General features: G+C 43.8%; 22 protein-coding genes. 17 read left to right on the plus strand and 5 right to left on the minus strand.

Annotated features, from left to right (window positions below):
* Positions 1–621: 621 nt before the first annotated feature.
* From dnaJ to ODU46_RS06895, 5 genes are all read left to right on the plus strand, one after another.
* Positions 622–1,758 carry a molecular chaperone DnaJ gene (gene dnaJ, locus ODU46_RS06875; protein WP_205028680.1) on the plus strand — a complete coding sequence of 379 codons (1,137 nt, stop codon included), beginning with the start codon at positions 622–624 and terminating at the stop codon, positions 1,756–1,758.
* A 144-nt stretch (positions 1,759–1,902) separates the two neighbouring features.
* Complete coding sequence (locus tag ODU46_RS06880; RefSeq protein ID WP_332420561.1) at positions 1,903–3,909, plus strand: hypothetical protein; 2,007 nt, start codon at positions 1,903–1,905, stop codon at positions 3,907–3,909.
* 102 nt (positions 3,910–4,011) lie between these two features.
* A complete protein-coding gene (locus ODU46_RS06885) occupies positions 4,012–5,457 on the plus strand; it encodes an amidase (protein WP_398579423.1) in 1,446 nt (481 codons plus the stop codon).
* Between the two features lie 123 nt (positions 5,458–5,580).
* On the plus strand, positions 5,581–6,456 hold the full coding sequence (locus ODU46_RS06890; RefSeq protein ID WP_044758293.1) for a transporter substrate-binding domain-containing protein: 876 nt from the start codon (positions 5,581–5,583) through the stop codon (positions 6,454–6,456).
* Between the two features lie 357 nt (positions 6,457–6,813).
* Positions 6,814–7,485 carry an amino acid ABC transporter permease gene (locus tag ODU46_RS06895; protein WP_044674099.1) on the plus strand — a complete coding sequence of 224 codons (672 nt, stop codon included), beginning with the start codon at positions 6,814–6,816 and terminating at the stop codon, positions 7,483–7,485.
* Between the two features lie 131 nt (positions 7,486–7,616).
* Here the strand turns inward: ODU46_RS06895 and ODU46_RS06900 are convergent, their stop codons facing one another.
* The 4 genes from ODU46_RS06900 to ODU46_RS06915 all read right to left on the minus strand — a co-directional run bounded on the left by ODU46_RS06900 (position 7,617) and on the right by ODU46_RS06915 (position 10,974).
* Positions 7,617–7,829 carry a helix-turn-helix transcriptional regulator gene (locus ODU46_RS06900; RefSeq protein WP_024414391.1) on the minus strand — a complete coding sequence of 71 codons (213 nt, stop codon included), beginning with the start codon at positions 7,827–7,829 and terminating at the stop codon, positions 7,617–7,619.
* A 1-nt stretch (position 7,830) separates the two neighbouring features.
* Positions 7,831–8,355 carry a hypothetical protein gene (locus ODU46_RS06905; protein WP_398579424.1) on the minus strand — a complete coding sequence of 175 codons (525 nt, stop codon included), beginning with the start codon at positions 8,353–8,355 and terminating at the stop codon, positions 7,831–7,833.
* A gap of 131 nt (positions 8,356–8,486) precedes the next feature.
* A complete protein-coding gene (locus ODU46_RS06910) occupies positions 8,487–10,355 on the minus strand; it encodes a heavy metal translocating P-type ATPase (protein ID WP_398579425.1) in 1,869 nt (622 codons plus the stop codon).
* Positions 10,356–10,518: 163 nt separating this feature from the next.
* Positions 10,519–10,974, minus strand: coding sequence for a Fur family transcriptional regulator (locus ODU46_RS06915; protein ID WP_014636557.1), 456 nt, complete (start codon positions 10,972–10,974; stop codon positions 10,519–10,521).
* Positions 10,975–11,140: 166 nt separating this feature from the next.
* On the opposite strand from ODU46_RS06915, the gene truA reads away from it, so the two are divergent.
* The 7 genes from truA to ODU46_RS06950 all read left to right on the plus strand — a co-directional run bounded on the left by truA (position 11,141) and on the right by ODU46_RS06950 (position 16,122).
* On the plus strand, positions 11,141–11,890 hold the full coding sequence (gene truA, locus ODU46_RS06920; protein WP_398579426.1) for a tRNA pseudouridine(38-40) synthase TruA: 750 nt from the start codon (positions 11,141–11,143) through the stop codon (positions 11,888–11,890).
* Positions 11,880–12,641, plus strand: a complete 762-nt coding sequence (locus ODU46_RS06925; RefSeq protein ID WP_105135850.1) for a bifunctional hydroxymethylpyrimidine kinase/phosphomethylpyrimidine kinase — start codon at positions 11,880–11,882, stop codon at positions 12,639–12,641. Before truA ends, ODU46_RS06925 begins: the two co-directional genes overlap by 11 nt.
* Entirely contained in the window at positions 12,631–13,116 is a 486-nt protein-coding gene (locus ODU46_RS06930; RefSeq protein ID WP_105135851.1) for an ECF transporter S component, read from the plus strand. The genes ODU46_RS06925 and ODU46_RS06930 overlap by 11 nt, the downstream gene beginning before the upstream one ends.
* Positions 13,097–13,660 (plus strand): TIGR01440 family protein, encoded by a 564-nt coding sequence (locus tag ODU46_RS06935; protein ID WP_105135852.1) that lies wholly within the window; start codon positions 13,097–13,099, stop codon positions 13,658–13,660. Before ODU46_RS06930 ends, ODU46_RS06935 begins: the two co-directional genes overlap by 20 nt.
* Before the next feature lie 106 nt (positions 13,661–13,766).
* Complete coding sequence (locus ODU46_RS06940; RefSeq protein WP_105135853.1) at positions 13,767–14,195, plus strand: Rrf2 family transcriptional regulator; 429 nt, start codon at positions 13,767–13,769, stop codon at positions 14,193–14,195.
* A gap of 77 nt (positions 14,196–14,272) precedes the next feature.
* Positions 14,273–15,274, plus strand: coding sequence for an NADP-dependent oxidoreductase (locus ODU46_RS06945; RefSeq protein ID WP_105135854.1), 1,002 nt, complete (start codon positions 14,273–14,275; stop codon positions 15,272–15,274).
* Between the two features lie 11 nt (positions 15,275–15,285).
* Positions 15,286–16,122 (plus strand): alpha/beta fold hydrolase, encoded by an 837-nt coding sequence (locus ODU46_RS06950; RefSeq protein WP_398579427.1) that lies wholly within the window; start codon positions 15,286–15,288, stop codon positions 16,120–16,122.
* 6 nt (positions 16,123–16,128) lie between these two features.
* Here ODU46_RS06950 and ODU46_RS06955 read toward each other — a convergent pair whose 3' ends face one another.
* Positions 16,129–16,659 (minus strand): TetR/AcrR family transcriptional regulator, encoded by a 531-nt coding sequence (locus ODU46_RS06955; protein WP_105135855.1) that lies wholly within the window; start codon positions 16,657–16,659, stop codon positions 16,129–16,131.
* Positions 16,660–16,776: 117 nt separating this feature from the next.
* Here ODU46_RS06955 and ODU46_RS06960 point away from each other — a divergent pair, with 117 nt between their 5' ends.
* The 5 genes from ODU46_RS06960 (at position 16,777) to ODU46_RS06980 (ending at position 20,961) form a co-directional block, all read left to right on the plus strand.
* Positions 16,777–17,565 carry an alpha/beta hydrolase gene (locus ODU46_RS06960; protein WP_398579428.1) on the plus strand — a complete coding sequence of 263 codons (789 nt, stop codon included), beginning with the start codon at positions 16,777–16,779 and terminating at the stop codon, positions 17,563–17,565.
* Positions 17,502–17,795 (plus strand): hypothetical protein, encoded by a 294-nt coding sequence (locus ODU46_RS06965; protein ID WP_398579429.1) that lies wholly within the window; start codon positions 17,502–17,504, stop codon positions 17,793–17,795. Before ODU46_RS06960 ends, ODU46_RS06965 begins: the two co-directional genes overlap by 64 nt.
* A gap of 146 nt (positions 17,796–17,941) precedes the next feature.
* The gene (locus tag ODU46_RS06970) at positions 17,942–19,141 is read left to right on the plus strand and encodes a pectin acetylesterase-family hydrolase (RefSeq protein ID WP_105135857.1); all 1,200 of its coding nucleotides are present in this window, start codon (positions 17,942–17,944) and stop codon (positions 19,139–19,141) included.
* A 321-nt stretch (positions 19,142–19,462) separates the two neighbouring features.
* On the plus strand, positions 19,463–20,365 hold the full coding sequence (locus ODU46_RS06975; RefSeq protein ID WP_398579430.1) for an alpha/beta hydrolase: 903 nt from the start codon (positions 19,463–19,465) through the stop codon (positions 20,363–20,365).
* On the plus strand, positions 20,362–20,961 hold the full coding sequence (locus tag ODU46_RS06980) for a DUF1349 domain-containing protein (protein WP_398579431.1): 600 nt from the start codon (positions 20,362–20,364) through the stop codon (positions 20,959–20,961). The genes ODU46_RS06975 and ODU46_RS06980 overlap by 4 nt, the downstream gene beginning before the upstream one ends.
* The last annotated feature ends 18 nt before the right edge of the window (positions 20,962–20,979 follow it).

Consider the following 20,979-nt stretch of genomic DNA (forward strand, 5'->3'; position numbering starts at 1 on the left):
GGGATTGTTTTATCCCGAGCCACGAAATTCTTCACTAGGTTTTGTTAACTCTCCTCGATGAACTCTAGTTCAATCTTCGTCCAGTTGCCTAGCCTAGTCTTGAATTTCTTTGAGTATCTAGGGTTCGGAAAATCATTTTTTCCGAAGTTCTTAGCTCGAACTCAGTTCTCATCTTCTCGAGAATGGAAATCATTCGTCAATAAAATTTCCAATCACAGAGGTTGCAACCCAGCCTCTGTTTTTGGGTAAATACCCTTCTAACTTTTACAGAATTGAATACGCCTACGACTCTGTGAAAAAGTCAAAAAGTCTGGGGATAGACTTTTTGAGAAATACCTGTCGCTTATTGTTTTTGTACGACAGGGCTGAAAGTGTCCACTGGACACTTTCACTCCCTATTTTTCTTTGAGTCGCTTAACGGCTTAATATCTTCATAGAAAGGAAAGTGTTCGTAACTGAATACGGGCTACTTTCAATATTTCAAAGAAAGGAATACAAGTTCGGTAATTCGAACACAGGCTAAAAACCTAGTGAAAAAGATAAACCACCTAGTGTGTTTTACACACTGTGTCAGTTTCCTATTTTCATACGGTTTTCTTGACGCCTTTTGTATCATAAACTATGAACAATACTGAATTTTACGATCGTCTGGGCGTTTCTAAGAGCGCTTCTCAGGACGAGATTAAGAAGGCTTATCGGAAGCTTTCAAAGAAATACCATCCAGATATTAACAAGGATCCGGGTGCGGAGGATAAATACAAGGAGGTCCAAGAGGCTTATGAAACCTTGAGCGATCCGCAAAAACGGTCTGCCTATGACCAGTATGGTCCTGCTGGAGCAAACGGTGGCTTCGGCGGAGGAGCAGGAGGCTTTGGTGGTTTCGACGGAGCAGGTTTCGGTGGCTTTGAAGACATTTTCTCTAGCTTCTTTGGTGGAGGTGGTGCGACGCGCAATCCTAATGCACCTCGTCAAGGGGATGACTTGCAGTATGCGGTCAACTTGAAATTTGAAGAAGCGATTTTTGGTGTGGAACGTGAAGTTTCCTATAACCGTGAGGCAACTTGTCGAACCTGTACAGGTTCAGGTGCCAAACCTGGAACAAGTCCAGTAACCTGTGGGCGTTGTCATGGTTCTGGAGTGATCAATGTGGACACCCAAACTCCACTTGGAACCATGCGCCGTCAAATGACCTGTGATGTCTGCCATGGTCGCGGAAAACAAATTAAAGATCCATGTACAACCTGTCATGGAACTGGTCATGAAAAACAAGCCCATACGGTAACGGTTAAGGTACCAGCTGGTGTGGAAACCGGTCAACGTATTCGCTTGGCAGGTCAAGGTGAAGCTGGTTTCAATGGAGGTCCATACGGAGATCTCTACGTTGTCATTCAGGTCCAACCTTCAGACAAGTTTGAACGTGAAGGAACCACTATTCACTATAAACTGAACCTCAACTTTGTCCAAGCAGCACTTGGAGATACAGTTCATGTGCCAACAGTTCACGGTGATGTGGATATGGTCATTCCTGAAGGTACCCAGACTGGTAAGACCTTCCGACTCAAAGGAAAAGGTGCCCCAAGTGTTCGTGGTGGAGCTATTGGTGATCAATATGTCACAGTAAATATCGTCACTCCGACAGGTTTGAATGACCGCCAAAAAGCAGCTCTTAAAGAATTTGCGGCAGCTGGAAATATTGATGTCAAACCCCATAAAAAAGGATTTTTTGACAAGGTAAAAGATGCCTTTGAGGAATTGTAATTTGTTTTGAACAAACATTCAAAATCAGTAAGCCCAGCTTGCTGATTTTTTAGGCTCTATAGAAGTGCTAGTAGTGGGGTTGAAATTTACAGGGAAATATGTCAGAATAGCTATAATAAGGAGTTTATATGAAAAGGAGATATTATGGCTGGTTCAAAAATATTAAAGGCAATCGAGCTATTTAGGGAAGAACAAGGGATTAAGCTAGCTACAAAGAATTTTCTAGAGCAAGTTTATAAGGGGACAAATGTTACCATGGATCAGATATCTGGCTTGGTTGATGATGAAGACTTGGAGAACTTTGTTGAGCTAAAAATAGTGAATGAGGCTAGCTCCAGTTATGAGCAGATGAAGCAGAATTTATCAGAAGTATTTCAATTGTCGGAACTGGATGTTGAACATTATTTCCAATCGTATATGAAAGCTTATTATCTGAAGATAGCTAAGTTTTTTAACGAGTTAATTTTGGTGATTTTGAGTTTGATCATTCCAACGGTTGTTCAACTGTATTTTATTGATAAGTTTTCTGTACTTAGTGCAGTCTGGTTAACGATTCCTATTACTATTTTTAGCTTGATTCGCGAAAGTAATATCATGGATTTTTTAGCTTTGAAAAACAATCATAAAGGGATTGTAATCAAAGATTATTTCCGACACATTTTTAAAGGGAATTCCAAAAATAAAGCTTTAAACATTCTTCTAACACCTTTTTACTTGATACGATGGTTGCTGACAATTCTGCACTCTTTTATCTTTCAATACAAATTCCAACTCTTGTTTTATAGTGCTTTGCTCATCTTGCTGACCATAGGCTATAGACAGGTTTCTGGTATATTTACCCAACAAAAAGAAGTTCCTTCTCAAGCTGTACAATCTTCATCTACGATTGAAGAGGTTGAGTCCAAGAAAGAAGCTAAAAGTTTAGTTGTTGCTCCCGTTGCTGCGGGAGAAACGATTGAGATTGAGACAGCACAGGAAGTTTCTTTCCCAGCAGAAGGTCAGGATACAGTAACTGAGTCTGAAAATCTAAAAGAATATTCTTATACAGCACCTATTACAGGAAATTACTATCTTGAATTGGTTGGTTTAAAAGAAGGAAGTTACGTCAGTGTAGAAGTGCTGGATGAAGCGAATCAACAACTAGAAAGTTTTAGTTCAGGAGGCACAGTTGTAGAGTTGGATGCTGGAAAAGTGTACACCATCAAAACCAAACGTCAGTATTCAGATGTGACTTACAGTTTAAAATTAACTCTGGCTAAGGAAACAAGGGATATTTCTAAGGCAACCCTTGTAAAAGACTCGGTGACCTTTGCTGGTCAAACGAATGTCTATTCTTATATTGCTCCAAGAGAGGGGCTGTACCATCTGGGTCTAACAGAAGTTTTAGCTGATGCTGGTTTTTCTATCTATGTGTTGGATTCATATGGAAAAAAATTAGAGGCAAGTGGAAATTCCTATTCGGCATTTTATTTAAAGGAATCAGAGAACTATACAATTGGGGTTCGGCACCAAACCTATTCCTCCTTAAGTAGCTACACATTAAATATTGGGGTGCAGAAACCCTTGGAGAATATTACAAATTACACGCTGGTGAAGGATAGTATAGAATTTACAGATCAGGTCAATCACTATACTTTTACAGCACCGCGTAGCGGAGTATATGGCTTTGAATTGACTGATAAAATGGCGGATGCAGTCATGTCAGTAGTGATTAAAAATAGACTGAAGGAAAAAATAGGAGAAATCTCTTCTTATGAGTCAGCGATGGCAGTTACCTTAGAAAAAGATGAGGAATACTCAATCTTTGTTTATCAGGAGAAGGAAGTCAGTGATTACAGCCTTAAAATTGGCTATGCTAGTGATACGCGTAAGATTTCGCTAGACACTCTTTTATCAGCTGAAATGACCTTTACCAATGAGGTACATACCTATCAATTTATCCCAGATGCTACTGGTAGCTACTCTGTATCGGTGACAAATGACGTAGCTAGCCTACTTATTTTGGATGAATACCATAATCAGATTAGTGGTGACTATCAGGGCACGTTTGAGTTGGAAAAAGGAAAAAAATACACTATTCAACTGACGCAAGATGGGGATTTTGGAGAGTATGATATTGAGATTGTTGAAAAAGTGAATACGGATAACTAGGTTATAGTGAGGGTTGAAGGTATGAAAATCAGCAGGAAAAATGAACTTCTTGCTGATTTTTTACTTTCATGATAAGCTAATAAAAAATACAAGGAGATGCCTATGTGGAAAGATGCGACAGCTATGGCCCAGGCTGTCAATCAAAAACAGGTTTCTGCCAAGGAATTGGTGCAAGAAACCATTGACAGGATTGAAAAGCTCAATCCCGCCCTCAATGCGGTTGTCAGCAAGCAATATGAAGTAGCCTTGAAAGAAGCGGAGAAAGAAGACTATCTAGGCAAGCCATTTGCAGGAGTTCCTTTCTTACTGAAGGATTTGGGGCAAAATGAAAAGGGGCAGCCATCTTCTGCAGGCTCTCGCCTGCTTGCTGGTCGGCCAGCAGGCCATACCGATACCTATGTTCAACGATTGAAGGACTTGGGCTTCATCATTGTCGGTCGGACCAATACGCCAGAATTCGGCTTCAAAAATATCTCAGATGCCAGCCTGCATGGTCCTGTCAATCTTCCCTTGGACCCCAGTCGCAATGCTGGTGGATCAAGTGGTGGTGCAGCCGCAGCACTGGCTTCAGGCATGGTTTCTATTGCTGCTGCATCGGATGGTGGTGGCTCAATTCGCATCCCAGCCTCCTTCAATGGCTTGATTGGACTCAAAACCAGTCGTGGTCGGATTCCAGTTGGACCCAAGTCCTATCGTGGCTGGCAGGGGGCATCTGTCAATTTTGCCCTGACCAAGTCTGTCCGTGATACCCAGCATCTGCTCTACCATTTCCAGGACTATCAGCTGGAAGCCCCCTTTCCCCTTGCCAAGCTGAGCGAAGAGGAGGTGTTTGGAAAATTGTCTCGCCCCCTTAAAATCGCCTACTATAGCAAGTCTCCAGTAGGGAGCAAGGTCAGTCCTGAAGTGGTAGAAGCGGTTCAAAAAGCCTGTCATCACTTGGCTGACTTAGGGCATGAGCTGGTGGAGTTGTCAGAATATCCCCTGGATGGAGTGGCCCTGATGAGATCCTTCTACCTGATGAACAGCGTGGACACAGCCCAGATGTTTGACGAGATCGAAGCGGCTTTTGGGCGCCAGATGACCTTGGATGACATGGAAGTCATGTCCTGGGCTATTTACCAAAGCGGGCAAACCATTCCAGCCAAATTGCACTCCAAGGCCCTCTTGGACTGGGACCAGTTTGGAGCTAGTATGGCGCGTTTCCATGAGGATTACGACTTGCTTCTGACACCGACGGTTGCTGATGTAGCGCCCAAGCATGGGCAATTTGACCTGCCAGCAGATTTGCTGGACCGCCTCAAGCACACCCAGAACTATTCCATGGAAGAGCAGCAGGATCTGATCTGGCAAATGTTCGAGGACAGCCTAGCCCTAACCCCCTTTACGCAGCAGGCCAATATTTGTGGTCAGCCAGCCATTTCTCTGCCAACTTATGTGCGGGCTGATGGCTTACCAATCGGCATCCAATTGACAGCAGCCAAGGGACGAGAGGATTTACTCTTGCAGTTGGCAGACCAAATGGAGGCAGCAGGTTTAATCAACTTGTAAGGGAATTCATTTTTTCAGTTCAATTATTTGCCAAAACGTTTTCAAAATGTTAACCTGTAAAAGTTGGTGGGTTAACACCGAAAAAGTAAAAGGGAAGCTATGACTTCCAAAGGAGATTGTTTTATGTTGAAAAAAGTTTTGGCCTCAGCTCTCTTGGTTTCTACTTTGACCTTGGCAGCATGTTCTAGCTCAAGTTCTAATACTAGCAGTTCTTCTGCTGAACAGACTCAATGGGAAAAAGTACAAGAAGCAGGTGTCTTGAAGGTTGCAACACCAGGGACCCTTTTCCCAACTTCTTACTACAACGATGCTAAAGAATTGGTCGGTTATGAAATTGACATGATCAATGAAATTGGTAAACGTTTGAAATTGGAAATCGAATACCAAGAAATCGGTGTGGCAGAAGCCTTTACAGCTGTGGACAGTGGAAAAGTCGATATTTCTGTTAACAACTTTGACATGACGGAAGCTCGTAAGGAAAAGTATAACTTCTCTATCCCTTACAAGTATTCAGTTGGCGGCTACATCGTTCGTGAAGATGGTTCATCAGGAATCGAAGCAGCTGACTTGAGCGACTGGACTGGTAAAAAAGCTGGTGGTGGTGCAGGTACTCAGTACATGAAAATTGCTGAAAAGCAAGGTGCAGAGCCAGTTATCTATGACAACGTAACCAACGATGTCTATTTGCGTGATGTATCAACAGGTCGTACAGACTTCATTCCAAACGACTACTACACACAAGTCATGGCCATCAAATGGGCAAATGCCAACTTCCCAGATATCAAAGTGAAGATGGGTGATGCAAAATACAACCCAACTGAACAAGGTATTGTCATGAGCAAGGCTGACACAAGCTTGAAAGAAAAAATTGACGAAGCTCTTGAAGCAATGAAAGCTGACGGAACTTTGAAGGCAATTTCTGAGAAATACTATGCAGGACAAGATTTGACAATCCCTGTTGAGAATGCAGATGAGTTGCCAGTTATCGAAGTTGAATAAGAATTAGTATAAAATTATAGTCTTTTAGTTTACTTTTAGTACTCGCTCCAACTATCTGGGAGATAGTTGGAGGTTGCAAATAAAGCGAACAAAGTTCGCATCAACGAGCCGCAGGCATAACTCAATGCTTTCTTGTTTCTTGGCATTGACTTGAAACAGTCCCCCAGACTGTTTCAATCAGGCAAGGCGAGTTCAAACAGTCCAGTGGAGTGTTTGAAGTTGGAAATAAGGAAACGGGGTTTCCTCTTACGTCGAAGTAATAAAAGAAAAACTAAATGACGATAAATGCATCTTGTATAGACTTTGTCAGTCCCAGACTGGCAAGGTCTATCTGGTTTTTAGGAAAGAGGAGAAGATATGGATATTAACTGGCAGGCAGTTTTTAATGCGGATATTGCAAGAGAGGCTATTCCACAGATTTTGGAGGGGCTTCCCTACACTTTATCCCTATCCCTAATTGGTTTTGCCTTGGGGACTTTCTGTGGATTTTTTGTAGCCCTCATGCGGATGTCTAAGTTTGGACCCTTGCGTTGGTTGGCTATGGCCCATATTTCTCTCATGCGTGGTATTCCCCTCATGGTTCTTCTTTTCTTCATCTATTTTGGTCTGCCCTTTATGGGCTTACAGTTAGACGCCATAACAGCCTCTATCATCGCCTTTACCTCCATGTCCAGTGCCTACATTTCTGAAATTATTCGTGCATCTCTTTCAGCCATTGATAAGGGGCAATGGGAAGCAGCGCGTTCCCTGGGTTTGCGGACCAATGTGATTTATCGAAAAATCATCATTCCCCAAGCCTTTCGCATTGCCCTTCCACCCCTTAGCAACGTCCTCTTAGACATGGTCAAAAGTACCTCTCTGACAGCCATGATTACTGTACCAGAGATTTTCAATAAGGCAAAAATAGTCGGCGGAGCCAAGTCGGACTACATGACAGTTTACATCTGTGTGGCCCTTATTTATTGGGTTATCTGTACCCTTTATGCATTTGGTCAATTACAACTAGAAAAACACTTAGCGACTTATTAAAAAGAGGTTGGATTAGCCTTTTGATTAAAATTTTAACAATCAAAAATAGCTTAGAATTAACGTCTCGAATGGCGCGGTTCTAAGCTGTTTTTTTATATTAAAGCCTTTTTGCTTCATCTCTTTTTATGTATCTACCCCTCACTCACATATTCCAAAATATCTCCTGGTTGGCAGTCTAGGATTCGGCAGATGCTCATCAGGGTATTAAAACGAATGCCTTTGGCCTTGCCTGTTTTGAGAATAGACAGGTTGGCCTCGGTAATGCCGACTTGCTCGGCCAGGTCCTTGGAAGTCATTTGTCGGTCTTTGAGGACCTTGTCTAAATTTACGCGAATCATTTCCATATCAGATAAACTCGCTGTTCTCGGTTTCAAGTTGTTGCCCTTTTTGAACCAGAGTCCAGACAAAATAAGTCAGGAAGATAAAGAGAGCATTGAGGATAAAATCTGACCAACGCAGATTGAGGAAGTTGTTTGGTCCAGCAGCATTTGTCAGGGCAATCAAGCTGGTTAGGCAAAATTGCCCAGCAGTTAGGACGAGCAAACTGATGAAGAGTTTCTGATACAGTTTCAGACTCGCTGAAGCGAAATAATCTTCTTCCAGAAATATCTTACATAGCTTTTGAATCAAGTAGGCAATGTGGCTGAGTGCCGTCAAGACGATTAAGATCAATCCACTTGTTAAAAGGATGAGCCAGATACCAATCTGGTCAATGGGTTTGTTAAAGGTATATTCCCAAGAGCCTATCGCAAAGGAGTCGCCTCCAAGACCAGCCAATGTGAAAAAGATATAGCAAGCAACCAAAAAATAGAAGAAAAAGCGAACACATGCAGCAACCAATCCTGCTGTTTTGAGTAGATTTGTTTTCATAGCAAACCTCCAATTATTATTGTTTTATGATAATATTATCTTTAAAATTATTATAAAACAATAATTTCTGAAATGCAAGCGTTTTTTTAAAAAAATAAAAGCAAAACCGCCAAGCAACTGGCGGTTTGAAGCTATTTAAAATACAAGAGTCTCAATCCATTCAAAATCACCAAAATCGTTGATCCTTCGTGGCCCACCACGCCGAGCGGTAGGTTGATAGACTGGAAGAGGTTAGAAATGATAAGAAGGGCAATAACAGACAGGGCAAAGATGATATTTTGTTTGATGATGCTCCGCATTTTCTTAGAGAGACGAATGGAGTAGGGAATCCGTGTCAGGTCTTCCATGAGGACGATATCGGCTGACTCCATAGCGATGTCTGTTCCGCTTCCCATGGCATAGCTGACATTGGCTTGGGCAAGGGCAGGAGCATCGTTGATACCGTCGCCTACCATGCCGACAGATGCAAACTCGGTTTGCAGTTCTTTGATAACAGAAGCCTTGTCTGTAGGTAGGCAGTTGGCAATCACACGGTCAATACCGACCTGACTCGCCACATAACGAGCAGTCTTTTCTTGGTCGCCTGTCAGGAGAATTGGCGTCACGCCCATCTCTTTCAACTGGGCAATCAGCTGCTTACTCTCTGGCTTCAAACTATCTTCCACCATGAAGATCGCCACCAGCAGATCATTTTGGCTGACATAGACCAGGGTTTTCCCAGTGCTTTCCGCCTCATCGATCTGTGCCAGCAAGTCAGCAGACAAGGGACTCACCAAACTATCCACCACAAAGCCCGCCTTACCGATTTTCCAGCTGTCGCCCTCATAACCTGCCACCAAGCCTTTTCCGGTCACGTCTTCTAGGCTTTGGAGGGCAATAGCAGAGCTGTCAGCCGTATAGGTCATGAGAGCTTGAGCGATTGGGTGACTCGATTGTTTTTCAACTGCCTGAACAACCTGCTTGATAAGTTTTTCATCACCAAGATAGGTTGCTCCTACAACTTCAGGTTTACCAATGGTCAGGGTACCGGTCTTGTCAAAGACGATTGCCTCTAAATTGGCGATGTTATCCGCAATGTCGCCTCCTTTGATAATCATGCCCTTGCGTGCCGCACGGCTGATGGCAGAAAGTGTTGCCGGTGAAGAAGAAGCTACAAGCGCACATGGAGAAGCAATAGTCAAGAGAATCATGCCACGGTAGAAGGCCGTCAACCAGTCCCAACCCAGAGCAAAATGAGCAAAGAGGATGAAGAGTGGCGCCACCACCAATACAACTTTGACATAGGTATCCTCCATGTTTTCAATGAAAGTCGCTGTTTTTGATTTGGATTCTTGGGTATTTTCAACCATTTGGACGATTTTATCGAAGAGGGCATCGCCTTTTTCAGCTGTAACTTGAACGGTCACAGTTGGACCTTGGTTAATAGTACCACCAATAACAGCAGCACCAGCTACTTTTTCCGCAGGGAGCGGCTCGCCTGTAATCATGGATTCGTCAAAGATAGATTGTGGGCTGATGAGTGTGGCATCCAGTGGCACCGTGTCGCCCTTGCGAACTTGTAGGAGGTCGCCGATGCGGATGGCTGCGGTGTCTAAGACAGTGATGTCACCATTTTCCTCGATTTTGCGAGCCGTTGGAGGCGTCATGTTCATCAGAGCTGCGATGGCATTTTTGCTTTTTTCCATGGCTAACTCTTCCAGAGTAGAAGAAAGGGAGAAGATAAAGATGAGCAGGGCTCCCTCCATCCAGTAGCCGATGAGACCAGAGCCGATAGCAGCCAAAATCATGAGGAGATCGACCGACAGGTGCTTGTCGAAAATCAGTTCAGAAATACCTTCCTTGGCAGACTGGTAGCCGCCGATGACAAAGGCTGAAATGAAGAGGATGGGTGCCCCTCCTTGTCCAGTCTGAAGCAAAAGGATACCCATTAGAATGAGCGCCAAGCAGAGAGCGGTTGTGATGATGTGGCTGTGTTGTTTGAGGTTGGATACGAGTGTCATAGTTTGTTGTTTCCTTATTTAGAATTATTATCATTTATCTAAGTTAATTATAACAATTATAAAAAGAAAGTCAAGTTATTTATAACAATTCTAAATAAGATTGTTCTGACAATTCAAAGGAAAAATAAAAAAAGCGACAGAAAGCCGCTTTGATATTCGTCTTTTAGCCCTGGCAATCAGGACAAATGCCGTAGATGGATAGCACCTCTTTTGTAATTTTGTAACCAGTTTGGGTATGAGCTTCCTTCTTCAAGCTCGGGATTTCTACATCCATGAAATCAGTGATTTTTCCACAGACTTCACAAATAACATTGAGGTGCTCGTGCCCCATGAAGTCGTAATAAGTTGTATTATCATTGGTCCGTTTCAATTCAGTCACGAACCCTTCTTCCAATAGAAGTTTGAGGTTGTTGTAAACAGTCGCCAGGCTCATGTTTGGGTAGTTAGGTAGTAGATCTTGATAAATCATCTCAGCACTAGGATGGTCATCGCTTTCGATAATATAGGCAACGACTGCTTTTCTAGTTTCGGTAATGCGTACACCCTTTTCTTTTAGATGTTGGATGACGTGTTCAAAAGCAGTTTGGTTTTCTGCATTGAGGTGAGAATGGAGTTCCATAGTTTCCTCCTTTCGTTATTATTTTATAAAAATTCTAAGATACAATATTCAGTTTCATTATAGTGTATTTGGGAGGTTGTGTCAATTTTGAGACAGGAAATCTGTCATAGGACAGTTTGATGTCTCATGACTTGTTTACATACTTTTCCTGTGCTACAATCAAAACATGACAAGATATAAGGCAATTATTTCCTACGACGGACATGATTTTTCTGGTTTTCAACGCCAGCCCTATGCTCGTACGGTTCAGGAAGAAATCGAAAAAACGTTAGTAAGATTGAATAGTGGTCAGCCAGTAACCGTTCATGGTGCGGGTCGGACAGATGCAGGAGTACATGCCTACGGTCAGGTTATACACTTTGACTTGGCTGGCAGTCGAGATACTGAGAAGCTCCGCTTTGCCCTGGATACCCAAACCCCTGAGGATATTGATGTGGTCCAGGTGGAGCAGGTTGCGGATGATTTTCATTGCCGCTATGCCAAGCACAGCAAGACCTATGAATTTCTGGTGGACATTGGCCGGCCCAAGAATCCTATGATGCGCCACTATGCGACTTTCTATCCCTATGATTTGGACTTGGGCTTGATAGAAGAAGCTATTCAGGACCTAGTGGGGACCCATGACTTCACAGGCTTTACGGCATCAGGGACTTCAGTCGAGGACAAGGTGCGGACCATCACGGCGGCTACAATGGAGTATGACCAGCGTCGCCAGTTCTTGATTTTTACCTTTTCAGGTAACGGCTTTTTGTACAAGCAGGTGCGAAATATGGTCGGGACCCTCTTGAAAATTGGTAATGGTCGGATGCCTGTGGGGCAGATTAAGCGGATTTTGGCAGAAAAAGATCGTGGTTTGGCAGGTCCGACTGCGGCGGGAAATGGCCTCTATCTAAAGGAGATTATCTATGAAGACTAAGTATATTTTGGCGCTTTCGGGCAATGATATTTTCAGCGGTGGCGGCCTCCATGCAGACCTGACCACCTACACAGTTCATGGACTGCATGGCTTTGTGGCGGTGACCTGCTTGACAGCTATGACGGAAAAAGGTTTTGAGGTCATTCCGACAGATGCGGCGGTGTTTGCCCAGCAGTTGGCTAGCTTGAAGGATGTACCCTTTTCAGCTATTAAGATTGGCTTGCTTCCGACGGTGGAAATAGCAGAGCAGGCCTTGGAATTTATCAAGGCTCATCAGGATATTCCGGTGGTTTTAGACCCGGTCTTGGTCTGCAAGGAAACGCATGATACCGAGGTCAGTCAGTTGCGGGATGAACTCTTGAAATTCCTTCCCTATGTCAGCATCATCACGCCAAATCTGGCAGAAGCTCAGCTATTGCTCCAAAAAGACATCCAAACGGTGGAAGAGATGGAGCAGGCGACGGTGGCGCTTTATGACTTGGGTGCCAAGTCGGTGGTTATCAAGGGGGGCAATCGCTTGGGAGGTTCACAGGCTGTCGATGTGTACTATGACGGGCAGGAAGCGGTGGTGCTTAAGTCGCCCTTGCTCTCAGAAAACAATGTGGGGGCGGGCTGTACCTTTGCGTCCAGCATTGCCAGTCAGCTTTTGCTAGGTCAGGACTCTTTGGAGGCAGTCCGACTGTCCAAGGACTTTGTCCATGCAGCCATCTTAAAATCAGATCAATATGGGGTAATTCAATATGAGAAATAAAAAGACGCAAGAACTTGTATTGCTGGCCATTCTAACGGCTTTGACCTTGGTTCTAGCATTTATCCATGTACCAACTCCAAACGGCTTTACATCCTTGCTGGATGTTGGAGTTTTCTTTACCGCCTTTTACTTGGGTAAGAAAGAAGGAGCCATTGTTGGCGGACTGTCAGGGCTTCTGATTGATTTCTTGTTGGGCTATCCCCAGTGGGCTTTCTTTAGCTTGCTTTTCCACGGTGCTCAGGGCTATTTTGCAGGATGGACGGGTAAGAAACGTTTTTTGGGCATCATTTTCGCCAGTCTTTCCATGATTGGTGGCTATTTTGTGGCATCTAGTTTCATGTATAATGTAGCTGACGCTGTTACAAGTCTGCTGAGTAATACTCTGCAAAACACAGTTGGTTTGGTAGTAGGTTATATCTTGGCTCAGGCAATAGAAAGAATTGGTGCAGTAAATCATGTCATTAAAGGAAATTAAAGACCAAACTAAGCAAGTTGTCGAAGAGATTTTAGAACTCAGCAATCTTCAAAAGGGTCAGATTTTTGTACTGGGTTTGTCTTCTAGTGAGGTCATTGGTGGGCATATTGGCAAAAATTCCAGTCTGGAAGTTGGAGAAGCCATTGTCGAAACCATTCTGGATATTTTGACTCCCAAGGGCATTTACCTAGCTGTCCAAGGCTGTGAGCACCTCAATCGTGCTTTGGTAGTGGAGCGGGAATTGGCTATCCAGAAAGATTTGGAAATAGTCAATGTCCTCCCCACCCTTCATGCAGGAGGCTCTGGACAGTTGGCTGCCTTCAAGTATATGAAGGATCCAGTCGAAGTGGAGTTTATTACGGCTCAGGCGGGTGTGGACATCGGTGATACGGCGATTGGTATGCACATCAAGCACGTCCAAGTGCCAATTAGACCGAGCTTGCGTGAAATCGGCCAGGCCCATGTCACCGCCCTTGCCAGCCGACCCAAGCTCATCGGCGGTGCTCGTGCAGCCTATCAGGAAGATCAGATACGGAAAAATTAGTCACAGCCAATCGGTTGTGATTTTTTTGAATAAAATCCTTGCCAAGTGGATTTCTTTATGCTAAACTTGTTCTTGTGGTTGATACAAGTTCAAAAGGAGGGTTTCCATGGATACCAAATTTTCAGTAGCTCTGCATATCTTGGCCATGATTAGCGAGAGCAGTGACGTCATGACGTCGCAGGCCTTGGCAACCAGCGTCGGTACCAATGCCAGTTATATCCGCAAGGTCATCGCCCTCTTGAAGAATGCAGGCATCATCCAGTCCCAGCAAGGCAAGGCTGGCTATGAGTTGAGCAAGGATCCGGCGGACATCAGTCTTCTGGACATCTACTATGCCACCCAGGAAGTCACGCATATCCAGCTCTTTCAACAGCACCAGCACGCCAATCAAGCCTGCCCAGTTGGTCGGCACATTGCAGGAGCTGTCCAGCCAATCTTTGCGACCATTGAGCAGGATTTGCAGGATAGATTATCCCAAGAGAGCTTGGCCCAGGTCATTGCTAACTTGTATCAAGAGTCAAAAAAATCCAACTGACTTTCACGAGTCAGTTTCTATTTCACACAACTTGGACTTGTATCTGATACAAGTTGTTAAATAAAAAGGAGTAAACCATGAAAGCAGCACAACATACATCTTATAACAAAAACAATATCGTACTTAACCTAACTGACATTGCTAAACCGAACATCAAACCAGACCAGGTCCTTGTCAAAGTAACCGCAGCAGGTGTCAATCCTCTAGATAACATGATTTCTCGTGGAGATGTCAAGATGATTGTCCCTTATAAATTGCCACAAACAGCGGGCAATGAAGTCGTTGGTTTGGTGGAAGAAGTCGGCTCAAGTGTGACTAATTTTGCAGTTGGTGACCGTGTCTTTGGTCGTCTTCCCCTCGACAATATCGGTGCCTTTGCCGAGTATGTAGCAGTTGAGGCTACAGCCTTTGCCAAAGTTCCTGCCTATCTGACAGATGTGGAAGCAGCAGCTGTTCCTCTGACGGCCTTGACTATTATGCAGGCTCTTAACCTCATTGGTGCAGAAGCTGGCAAGACCATTTTTATCTCAGGTGGTACTGGTGGTGTCGGTGGTATGGCCATTCCGATTGCCAAAGCTAAAGGTTTGACCGTCTTTACCAACGGTGATGGGGCAAATGCAGAGCGGGTATTGGCGCTGGGTGCTGACCAGTTTATCGACTACAAGACAGAAGATTACACCAAAACCCTCTCCCAAATCGACTATGTCCTGGACACACTTGGCGGTGCAGAAACCGAAAAACAAATGTCTATCATGAAAAAAGGTGGTCACCTGGTTTCCCTCCGTGCCATGCCAAACGGTGAATTTGCCAAACGCATGAACCTGCCGAAATGGAAACAAATCCTGCTTGGTTTGGTCGGTCGCAAGTTTGATAAAATGGCGGAAAGCTACGACGTACACTACCATTTCATCTTCGTAGAAAGCAATGGTCAACAGTTACAAGAAGTAGCAGACATTTTCAGCAAACTAGAAATCAAACCGTCTGTCGACACCGTTTACCCATTTGAAGAAGTCAACGCAGCCTTGGACAAGGTTGCAAACGGTCGCTCACGTGGAAAAACTGTCCTCAGTTTTAAATAGTAGGAGTACTTATGTCTTATATCACAACCAGAAATCAATACATTACTGTCGCAGGCAATCAGATTGCTTACCGTGAACTAGGCAAGGGCAAGTCTAAACTGCCCCTGGTCATGTTGGTCCATTTGGCCGTAACCTTGGATAACTGGGATCCAAAATTGCTAGACTTACTAGCTAAAAAAGAGCATGTCATTGTTCTTGATTTGCCTGGCGTCGGAGCCAGTCAAGGCAAGGTAGCTCCTACTATTTCAGGAATGGCAGAGCAGGCTCATGCTATTATCAAGGCCTTGGGGCATACGAAAATTAACCTGCTCGGTCTTTCTATGGGTGGTTTTATTGCCCAAGAAATCGTTCGTCTCGATAGCCAAATGGTTAACCGCTTGATTCTAGCAGGAACAGGTCCTCGTGGCGGTGATGAAGTCGATAAGGTGACAGGAAAAACCTTCCGCTATATGCTGAAGGCTGGTTTGGAGCGTGTGGATCCAAAACGCTACATTTTCTATAATCACGATGAAGCAGGTCGCTTGGAAGCTGAAAAAGTTTTGGGTCGTATGGGAGAAAGAAAAGCCGAGTATGCAGACAAGGACATGAATGTCCCAGGATTTTTAACCCAGCTGAAGGCCATCAAACGCTGGGGTAGAGATCCTCAGGACGATATGGCCTTTATCACGCAACCAACGCTGATTGTCAACGGTGACAAGGACATGCAGGTTCCGACTGAGAACTCTTATATCATGCATGAAAAAATCAAAAACAGCCAACTCATCATCTATCCAAAGGCAGGTCACGGTTCTATCTTCCAAAATGCAGAGGCATTTTCAACAGCCTTGATAGCCTTTTTGGAGGAATAGTACCCGCTAATCTTGACGATACAAGGCCTGCAAAGTCCCCAAAATCACCCCAGCTTGTTCTTGAAAGAGTTGATTGAGCTGGGTGGGATTTTCTGGCATACCGCGTGAGATCCACTCATTGATCCAGCCGAAAATGGCATAGGCGAAAAAGGATTTGCCGTATGCGACATCATTAGGCAGGTCAGCTGTTAATTCAATCTTTTCCTTTATGGTATCCACGATGACCTGAGTTAGCTGGTAGCGGTAGAGGATGCTGTAAAATTCCTTGTACTCTTGAAAATGCTGAAAGAGGCTTTGAAAGACCCTATCAGGTGTTGACTGCGGGTTGGCTTCAAACTCTCGTCCCCACTCCTGCATGAGTCGGCGGGATTGCTGGGAGAGGACATCTTCTAGCGAAGAATAGTAACGATAAAAGGATGCTCGTCCGATTTGGGCTTTCAAGCAAACCTCCTTGACCGTCAGGTTGTGGAGGTCTTTTTCTTGTAAAAGTTGAATCAAGGTCTGGCTCAGCTGGTTTTCTACATAATGTTCTTTCATGAGACATATTCTGCTTTCTGTCTTATTTATTGTGAGACACTTGTCTCACTCTTTTTTTCATTGTATAATACTCCTAGTTTTTTCACAAGTCTGTTGTGAAAAAGAAAGGAATGGATCATGAATAAGATTAAAAAATGCCTCTTATGGTTAGTTGGAATAGTCGTATGTTTGGGGGCAATTGCTTATGTGACAGTTACCAATCATCCACAGTTAGTAGTAGGTGCTATTCAAAAGATGATTTATAAGCCTAGTTCGCCCAACTCCTATAGTCCTCTTTATGAAGCTATTGACGGTCCGAAAGAAAATGGTCACTATCTAAAAAGTGAGATTGCCTATAGCAAGGAATATCCCAATAGCTTTTTAGATATTATCTATCCAGACCAAAATCTAGAAGCTGACCGTCCAACGCTTTTTTACTTCCATGGTGGTGGCTTCTTTGCAGGAAGTAAAAACATGGGCGACCCGCTGGCAGCCAGTGAAGCGACTTATTTGCTTGATGATATGGTTTCAAAGGGCTATAATCTTGTAAATGTGGACTACGCTTTGGTGCCAGATTTCCACTTTCCAACGCCCCTCATTCAGATGAATCAGGCTATCGCTTATATAAAGGAACACGCAGAAGAATATCATCTGAATATGGACGATGTCATTCTGATGGGCTCATCAGCGGGAGCTATTATGGTTGCCCAATATGGCAGTGTCTTGGCCAATCAGGACTACGCTCAGCTATTGGACATGGAGCCAAGTATCGCAAAAGAACAGGTCAAAGCCTTAGTTATTGATGATGCCCCTTTGGATTATCCCAAGCTTTCTTGGGTGCCAAGATGCTGGTGGGCAACTATGTGGCGGGGACCATTTATCTCAGTGAAGAGGAAATCAACTCTTACAATCCGATTCTCCATGTGACCAAGGACTATCCAGCAAGTTTCCTTTTGGGCAGTGAATACCGTACCGACCTAATCACGCTTCAACAGGCTTTGAAACAGGCGGATGTTGTTCATGAGTTGGTCGATCCCTTAGCAGAAAAAGGACTGGAAAAACCGCATGGCTTTGTATCGAATTTAAGAAACGACCCTGTGTCTGCAGAAGCCTTTGACCGTATGATGACTTTTTTAGCAGATCGAACAAAAGAATGAAAAAAACAAGTTTACACGACTTGCCACCAATAAGATGTTGGTGGGTCTCAATGAGAATGTTACCTTCAGTAGTCCAGGTAAGTTTTATAGAGTCAACTGAAATGTAAAAACAATGGTATATTTTTAAGAGGGAAGGGAATCATGTCATGAGATGGAATGGAAAAAAGAAAAAGCGAGTCCTTATTTTTTCAATTATTGCAGTAGTAGCTGTTACAGTGTTCTTGTCTTTTAACCATATTGTGAACTTCTATGTGACAAACACAATGGGTAAGGACTTACCTACTCTGATTTCAGAACCAGAGTTTGGTAAATGGTATTCAGTCGATGTTGATGGTTCAGTCAGTTCAGATGGTAGCAAATGGCAGGGATATTTTCGAAAAGGTAAAGAGAATAAGGTTGTCTTATATTTTTACGGCGGTGGATTTAGCGTGAATGATTTCACAGCAGCAAGACCTCTAGATGTCGAAGGTGGATTTTATAATGATCAATTGAATACTGGGCTCAATGTTATGACGTATGCCATAAAAGAATGGGGAATTGGAAATTCAGATGAGAATAATGCATTTAGAGATTGGACATTTATAGGAGTGCCCTACACCACTGGAGATTTCCATGCAGGTACAGGCTCACAGGAATACGCTGCATTAGATGGTAGCTTGCAGACAATTCATTATGAAGGATATCATAATTACCGTAAACTAATAGAGAAGTTGTCTGCTTATATAGATAGTTCTCCAGAACAATTATTGATTACGGGTTCAAGTGCAGGCGGTTTTGGGGCAGCTATTCTGGCAGATGATGTCATGCAGCTATTCAATAATCCCCAGAATACGACTGTCCATGTGGATTCCTCACTTCTGATTACTGATGATTGGCATAGGATAATGGTTGAGGAGTGGGGGTCACCGAAACCCCTTAGCGATGTTGTTTCTGGTGATAATATTGTCCTTGATTCTCTTGTCGCTCTGAAAAGTAAGAGAAAAGATGTGACCATTTTATTTGATTGTTCTGTACGCGACTATAATTTAGCATTAGCTCAAACATTTTTTGACTCTGGAATGACTAGTGCCCTGCCAGAAAGAATTGGACAAGCTGAAGGAGATCGGTTTCATGGGTTGCTTAAAAAAATGGTAATGGAGATGCAGGAGAAAATTCCTGATAGTGGAATTTATATCTGGGATGAAGTATCTCAAAAAGAGGGACATTTAACCGTTCATACAGCAACAGGGACCAAACTATACTTTGAGAAAAGGGGAGAAGACCCAAGTATCGCTCAATGGTTACAAGACGGTGTAGCAGGAGATGTTAAATCCTATGGGTTGGAGTTGTTAGACCAATCTTACTGAGATGAGAAGAACTCTAACATCTCTCCAAGACATCATTTTTCTAAGTTTAGTGAGTTAAGTTAGAACAGATTTACTCGGCAATATTGACTTGACAGTCACAGGTTATAAAACGGCTTTGTTTCAGAACAAAGGAATGATTTCTCAGTAGCTTTTTCTATAAGAAAGGATTAAAATAAAGCATGGAATCCTTAAAAGATTTGCCACCAAAATGGCGTAAATGGATGATTGGTTTACGAATAGCAGCGGTAATCTTACCCCTGTTATTCGTCCTCTATTTTTGGCTGACCCTGGGGTCCTTGATACAGGTAATGGTGGGATAAGATGAAGTTTAGAGAATTACCTAGAAAATGGAAAATCCAATTTATCCTCTTGTCCCTCTGGACAGTGCTTAGTCTGCTCTTGCTGGTCGGTTTTACTGTTTTCTTGCAGTCCTATCGTGCAAGCAATCAGGCCCACCGAGCAGTCTTGGTGAAGCCTGACAGTCAGCTGATTGGAGAGCGGTTGATGATTGAGCGACCTGGAAAAGAGCCTGTTCGTGTCAATCTCTACCGTCCAAGTGAGGCAAGCCAAACTCCGCTTCCCTTGGTAGTCAATGTCCACGGTGGCGGTTTTGTCGGAGGAGATGCGGATGTGCTGGACACGCAAAGTCAGCGACTGGCGGATCAATGGCAGGCTGTCATTGTAACGGTCAATTATACCAAGGCAGACCTGCAACCCATTTCCTACGGAGCAGAGGAAATTAAGGACACGGTCTTGTATTTTGCTAAGGAAAAGGCCACTTACGGAGTGGATCCGACTCAATTTTCCATTATCGGCTACTCCGCAGGTGCCAACTATGCAGCCCTTGCTAGCGAATTATTGGCTAAGCAACAGTTTGATTTGGCAGGTTTGATTATGGCATATCCGTGGACGACGGGGCTTTCTGTGGCAAATCAAGGGGAGTATTTCCCACCAACGCTTCTTGTCTTGGCAGGTCAGGACCCCATTTCCCAAAAGGCCAAGCCCTTTATGGAAGACATGAAAGAAGCAGGTCGCACAGTGGATGTCATCGACTATCCAGAAGCCGTCCATAGTTTCATTGAGTCCAACAACCCCGAAGGCTTGACTGGGGCGACGACGGATATGTTCCAAGTGGTCAATGCAGAGCAGGAAAACTTGGCAAGACAGGCAGAAGCAGCAATCGGTGACTGGTTAGACAGTTTAAAACGAAAGGAAATCAAATGAATACAAAAGATTTTTACTGGGTACGAGAACCAGAAAACTACCAGATCTCAGATAAGGAAATCAGAATCACAACCCAAGCTCACACGGACTTGTGGCAGAAGACCTATTACCATTTTGTCAATGACAATGCTCCCCTGCTCTTGATGGATACGGAGGAAGAGTATTTCTCCTTTACGGTTAGGACAGATTTTTCCAATAGTCATACCCGCTTTGACCAGTGTGGTGTCGTGGTTTATCAGGATTCGGAAAACTGGATCAAGGGCTCGATTGAATATGAAAATGAGGAGTTTCAGCACTTGGGCAGTGTCGTGACCAATCACGGCTTTTCAGACTGGGCAACTCAGGAAATACCTGCTTCTGTCAAGTCTATCTATTACCGTTTGAGCCGACGGGGTAGTGATTTCTGCATTGAAAACTCCAAAGACGGTATCCATTTTGAGCAGATGCGGATTTGCCACTTACATGAAGGCAGTGGTAAAATCCATTTTGGAATCTATGCCTGCTCGCCAGAAGATTCTTCTTTTGAAGCGGTCTTTTCCGAAATGAGCTTGACAGACTGCAAGTGGCTGACCCACGACGGACAACAACCAGATTAGAAGATTAGCTTCCAGCTC

This window comes from Streptococcus sp. 2020WUSS089 (assembly GCF_044427405.1).
Lineage (GTDB): Bacteria > Bacillota > Bacilli > Lactobacillales > Streptococcaceae > Streptococcus > Streptococcus hashimotonensis.

Excerpts from the sequence above, each read along its gene's own strand:
- ODU46_RS06880 (WP_332420561.1), top strand. The coding sequence starts at position 1,903 with ATGGCTGGTTCAAAAATATTAAAGGCAATCGAGCTATTTAGGGAAGAA.
- ODU46_RS06905 (WP_398579424.1), bottom strand. The coding sequence starts at position 8,355 with ATGAAAACAAATCTACTCAAAACAGCAGGATTGGTTGCTGCATGTGTT.
- ODU46_RS06930 (WP_105135851.1), top strand. The coding sequence starts at position 12,631 with ATGAGAAATAAAAAGACGCAAGAACTTGTATTGCTGGCCATTCTAACG.
- ODU46_RS06935 (WP_105135852.1), top strand. The coding sequence starts at position 13,097 with ATGTCATTAAAGGAAATTAAAGACCAAACTAAGCAAGTTGTCGAAGAG.
- ODU46_RS06975 (WP_398579430.1), top strand. The coding sequence starts at position 19,463 with ATGAAGTTTAGAGAATTACCTAGAAAATGGAAAATCCAATTTATCCTC.
- ODU46_RS06890 (WP_044758293.1), top strand. The coding sequence starts at position 5,581 with ATGTTGAAAAAAGTTTTGGCCTCAGCTCTCTTGGTTTCTACTTTGACC.
- ODU46_RS06945 (WP_105135854.1), top strand. The coding sequence starts at position 14,273 with ATGAAAGCAGCACAACATACATCTTATAACAAAAACAATATCGTACTT.
- ODU46_RS06940 (WP_105135853.1), top strand. The coding sequence starts at position 13,767 with ATGGATACCAAATTTTCAGTAGCTCTGCATATCTTGGCCATGATTAGC.
- ODU46_RS06895 (WP_044674099.1), top strand. The coding sequence starts at position 6,814 with ATGGATATTAACTGGCAGGCAGTTTTTAATGCGGATATTGCAAGAGAG.
- ODU46_RS06910 (WP_398579425.1), bottom strand. The coding sequence starts at position 10,355 with ATGACACTCGTATCCAACCTCAAACAACACAGCCACATCATCACAACC.
- ODU46_RS06885 (WP_398579423.1), top strand. The coding sequence starts at position 4,012 with ATGTGGAAAGATGCGACAGCTATGGCCCAGGCTGTCAATCAAAAACAG.
- ODU46_RS06915 (WP_014636557.1), bottom strand. The coding sequence starts at position 10,974 with ATGGAACTCCATTCTCACCTCAATGCAGAAAACCAAACTGCTTTTGAA.
- ODU46_RS06955 (WP_105135855.1), bottom strand. The coding sequence starts at position 16,659 with ATGAAAGAACATTATGTAGAAAACCAGCTGAGCCAGACCTTGATTCAA.
- ODU46_RS06925 (WP_105135850.1), top strand. The coding sequence starts at position 11,880 with ATGAAGACTAAGTATATTTTGGCGCTTTCGGGCAATGATATTTTCAGC.
- ODU46_RS06960 (WP_398579428.1), top strand. The coding sequence starts at position 16,777 with ATGAATAAGATTAAAAAATGCCTCTTATGGTTAGTTGGAATAGTCGTA.
- ODU46_RS06980 (WP_398579431.1), top strand. The coding sequence starts at position 20,362 with ATGAATACAAAAGATTTTTACTGGGTACGAGAACCAGAAAACTACCAG.
- ODU46_RS06950 (WP_398579427.1), top strand. The coding sequence starts at position 15,286 with ATGTCTTATATCACAACCAGAAATCAATACATTACTGTCGCAGGCAAT.
- truA (WP_398579426.1), top strand. The coding sequence starts at position 11,141 with ATGACAAGATATAAGGCAATTATTTCCTACGACGGACATGATTTTTCT.
- ODU46_RS06900 (WP_024414391.1), bottom strand. The coding sequence starts at position 7,829 with ATGGAAATGATTCGCGTAAATTTAGACAAGGTCCTCAAAGACCGACAA.
- dnaJ (WP_205028680.1), top strand. The coding sequence starts at position 622 with ATGAACAATACTGAATTTTACGATCGTCTGGGCGTTTCTAAGAGCGCT.
- ODU46_RS06970 (WP_105135857.1), top strand. The coding sequence starts at position 17,942 with ATGAGATGGAATGGAAAAAAGAAAAAGCGAGTCCTTATTTTTTCAATT.